The organism is Sphingopyxis sp. RIFCSPHIGHO2_12_FULL_65_19, from assembly GCF_001830555.1.
Taxonomy (GTDB): Bacteria; Pseudomonadota; Alphaproteobacteria; order Sphingomonadales; family Sphingomonadaceae; genus Sphingopyxis.
In genome coordinates this window covers 96,777-99,793 of sequence record NZ_MIAM01000017.1, presented here as the reverse complement: position 1 = coordinate 99,793, position 3,017 = coordinate 96,777, and the positions used below count along the sequence as shown (strand labels likewise).

The following is a 3,017-nucleotide window of genomic DNA, read 5'->3' as shown; positions in this document are numbered from 1 at the left end:
CATGCCGAGGAACATGAGGCCGAACACCCATTTCGCGAGCCGCTCCGACAGCGCCCGCTTGCTCACCATCGGAATCCAGTAATAGAAGGCCGCAAACAGCGGAAAGACCATGCCGCCGATCAGGACATAATGGAGGTGCGCGACGATGAAATAGCTATCGTGCGCCTGCCAGTCGAAGGGCACCATCGCTACCATCACACCCGTCAGACCCCCCGTCACGAAAATGACGATGCTGCCCATCACGAAGAGGCCGGGCGCATTGAACTTCGGCTTGCCGATTGCGAGCGTCGCGATCCACGAGAAGACCTGGATGCCCGCCGGCACGCTGACCGCCATCGAGGCGGCCGAGAAGAAGCCCGTCGTCATCGGCGGCATGCCGGTGGTGAACATATGATGCGCCCACACGCCGAAACTGATGAAGCCCGTCGCGATCATCGCAAGGACGATGAGCCGGTAGCCGACGAGCCTCTCGCCCGCGACGGTCGCGACGATCATGCTCATCATCCCGGCGGCGGGCAGGAAGATGATATAGACCTCGGGGTGGCCGAAAAACCAGAAGAGATGCTGCCAGAGCAAGGGGTCTCCGCCGCGCGTCGCGTCGAAGAAGGGCCAGCCGAACGCGCGCTCGATCTCGAGCAGCAAGGTCCCCAGAATGATGCTCGGAAAGGCGATCACGATCATCACTGCGAAGACGAGCATCGCCCAGGCGAAGATCGGCATCCTGTCGAGGCGCATGCCCGGCGCGCGCGTCCGCAGCACGCCGACGATGATCTCGATCGCCCCCGCGATCGCGCTGATCTCGATGAAGCCGATGCCAAGCAGCCAGAAGTCGGTGTTGATTCCCGGCGAATAGGCCTTGGACGTCAGCGGCGGATACATGAACCAGCCGCCGTCGGGCGCGAGCCCGACGAAGATCGAGGCGAAAAAACAAAGTCCGCCGACGGCATAGGCCCAGAAGGCATAGGCGGACAGCCGCGGGAACGGCAGATCGCGCGCCGCGAGCATCTGCGGGAGCAGGAGCACGCCTGCCGCCTCGACCGCGGGCACCGCGAACAGGAACATCATCACCGTGCCGTGCATGGTGAAGACCTGATTATAGGTGCCCTGCGGCAGGATCTCGAGCATCGGCGCGGCGAGTTGCGCACGCATGAGCAGAGCGAGCACCCCCGCCATCAGGAAAAAGAGAAAAGCGGTTCCGAGATAATAGATGCCGATATAATTATTGTTGACCGCGAACAGATATTCCCAGCCCTTGGGCTTGCACCAGATCCGGCGAAGCTCTTCCTCCTCGCCCTTCGGCCGGCGGCCCTTGGTCGGGAAGCGATCGTAGAGCGCGGGATCGAACCCCGTTTCCGATCTCATTTGAGCGAGACCAGATAGGCGGTGAGCGCCTGCAGTTCCTCGCCGCTAAACTGATGATAGGCGGGCATACGGTTCGCGGGCTTGATCGCCTGGCTGTCGGCGACCCAGCCCGCCATCGTCCCCGGATTATTGGGCAATATGCCCGCGCCCAGCGTCCTGCGCGAACCGACATGCGTCAGATCGGGGCCGGCCCGTCCACGCGCCGGCGTGCCGCGGATCGTGTGACAGGCGGCGCAGCCGCTCGAGAGAAAAAGTGCAAGCCCCTCGCCGCCGGCGCCTTGCGACGGGAGCCGCGAAGCCTGCCACCGCGCAAAGTCCGCCGGGGTGTGGGCCACCACCACAAACCCCATCAGCGCGTGCGGGCCGCCGCAATATTCGGCGCATTGCCCCTTGTAGATACCCGGCGCATCGGCCTCGATCAGCAGGCGATTGGTGCGCCCTGGGATCATGTCCATCTTGCCGCCAAGCCGCGGCACCCAAAAGCTATGGATGACGTCGGCCGCCTCGAGTTCGAGCAGGACGGGCTGTCCTATCGGAATGTGGAGTTCGTTCGCATCGCGCAGCGTCTCGCGGCCTTGTCCGTCCTGATAATGGACGCGCCACCACCACATCTCGCCGATGACCTTGACGCGCATGGCGCCTTCGGGAACGCGCGCCGCCGATAGCGAACTGGTGAGCATCAGGCCCCACACGAGCAGACCCGTGAGCACGACCGAGGGAAACGCAAATCCCAGAATCCAGATCGCCTTCTCGCCGCCGAGCCGGGTCTTGAGCCGAGGCGATCCGCGCAGCGCGATCCAGAGTGCGCCAAGCACGATCGCCAATATCACGGGTCCGCCAGCAAGCAGCACCCAGGCAAGCAGGGTCACGGGCTCCGAATAGGGGCCGGCAGGATCGAGCACGGCGGGCGGCCAGCCTTCCGAAGACAGCGTTCGCTCAGTCATCGAGGCTCAGCAGCCAGGCGGCGATATCGTCGGCTTCGGCTTTTTTCATCGGTATCGCGGGCATTGCGCTCCCCGGCGCCATCGCCGGCGCGTCGGTGACGAAGGCGGCAAGCAGCGGCGCGCGATTGGGCAGTTCGCCCGCGATCAGCGGGCGCGCGCCGAAGCCCGAGAGCGGCGGTCCCACGCGCCCTTTCGGCCAGGCGATCCCGGGCATGGCATGGCAGGCGCCGCAACCGAGCCGCGACGCCGCATCGCGCCCGCGCGCTACGGCGGCGGGGTCGGCAGGTGCCGTTTCAACCGGGGCGGGCGCGCAGGCGCCGAGCAGCATCAAGACCGAAATCGCAGCGCCCCCTTTCATAGCCGTTCACCGTCCTCGTTTCGCTTTGGGAACCACCTCGCGCGGCCATTGGTTCCCGAAGCGTGCGCAAAGCCCCCCTCCTCCTCCTGTTCCTCCTGTCCGCATGCCAAGCGCCCGCGCCGCCCGATCGCTTCCGCGCGACGGGCGAGACGATCGCGATGAGCGGCGGCGATGCGGGCGCCGAAGCGGCCTGCTTCACCTGTCACGGGCTGCAGGGCGAAGGCGACGGGCGCGACGCGCCGCGCCTCGCCGGACTCGACGCGGGCTATCTCCACCGCCAGCTCGACGATTATGCGAACGGTCGCCGCGAGCATCCTGCGATGCGAGCAGTCGCCCGCAAGCTCAGCGACAAC

The 3,017-nt window shown here is 65.9% G+C and carries 4 protein-coding genes; 1 reads left to right on the top strand and 3 read right to left on the bottom strand.

Annotated features, from left to right (window positions below; all coding sequences use genetic code 11):
• From A3E77_RS06035 to A3E77_RS06025, 3 genes are all read right to left on the bottom strand, one after another.
• A partial coding sequence (locus A3E77_RS06035; protein WP_293644155.1) for a cbb3-type cytochrome c oxidase subunit I occupies positions 1-1,362 on the bottom strand: 1,362 nt, incomplete at its 3' end.
• Positions 1,359-2,306, bottom strand: coding sequence for a cytochrome c oxidase subunit II (gene coxB / locus A3E77_RS06030; RefSeq protein WP_293644153.1), 948 nt, complete (start codon positions 2,304-2,306; stop codon positions 1,359-1,361). The genes A3E77_RS06035 and coxB, both read right to left, overlap by 4 nt.
• The gene (locus tag A3E77_RS06025; RefSeq protein WP_293644151.1) at positions 2,299-2,664 is read right to left on the bottom strand and encodes a c-type cytochrome; all 366 of its coding nucleotides are present in this window, start codon (positions 2,662-2,664) and stop codon (positions 2,299-2,301) included. Before A3E77_RS06025 ends, coxB begins: the two co-directional genes overlap by 8 nt.
• A 62-nt stretch (positions 2,665-2,726) precedes the next feature.
• Here A3E77_RS06025 and A3E77_RS06020 point away from each other — a divergent pair.
• Positions 2,727-3,017 (top strand): c-type cytochrome (locus A3E77_RS06020; protein WP_293644149.1); only part of this gene is annotated, 291 nt, incomplete at its 3' end.

Coding starts and splice junctions, on each gene's coding strand:
- A3E77_RS06025 (WP_293644151.1), bottom strand. CDS start 2,664: ATGAAAGGGGGCGCTGCGATTTCGGTCTTGATGCTGCTCGGCGCCTGC.
- coxB (WP_293644153.1), bottom strand. CDS start 2,306: ATGACTGAGCGAACGCTGTCTTCGGAAGGCTGGCCGCCCGCCGTGCTC.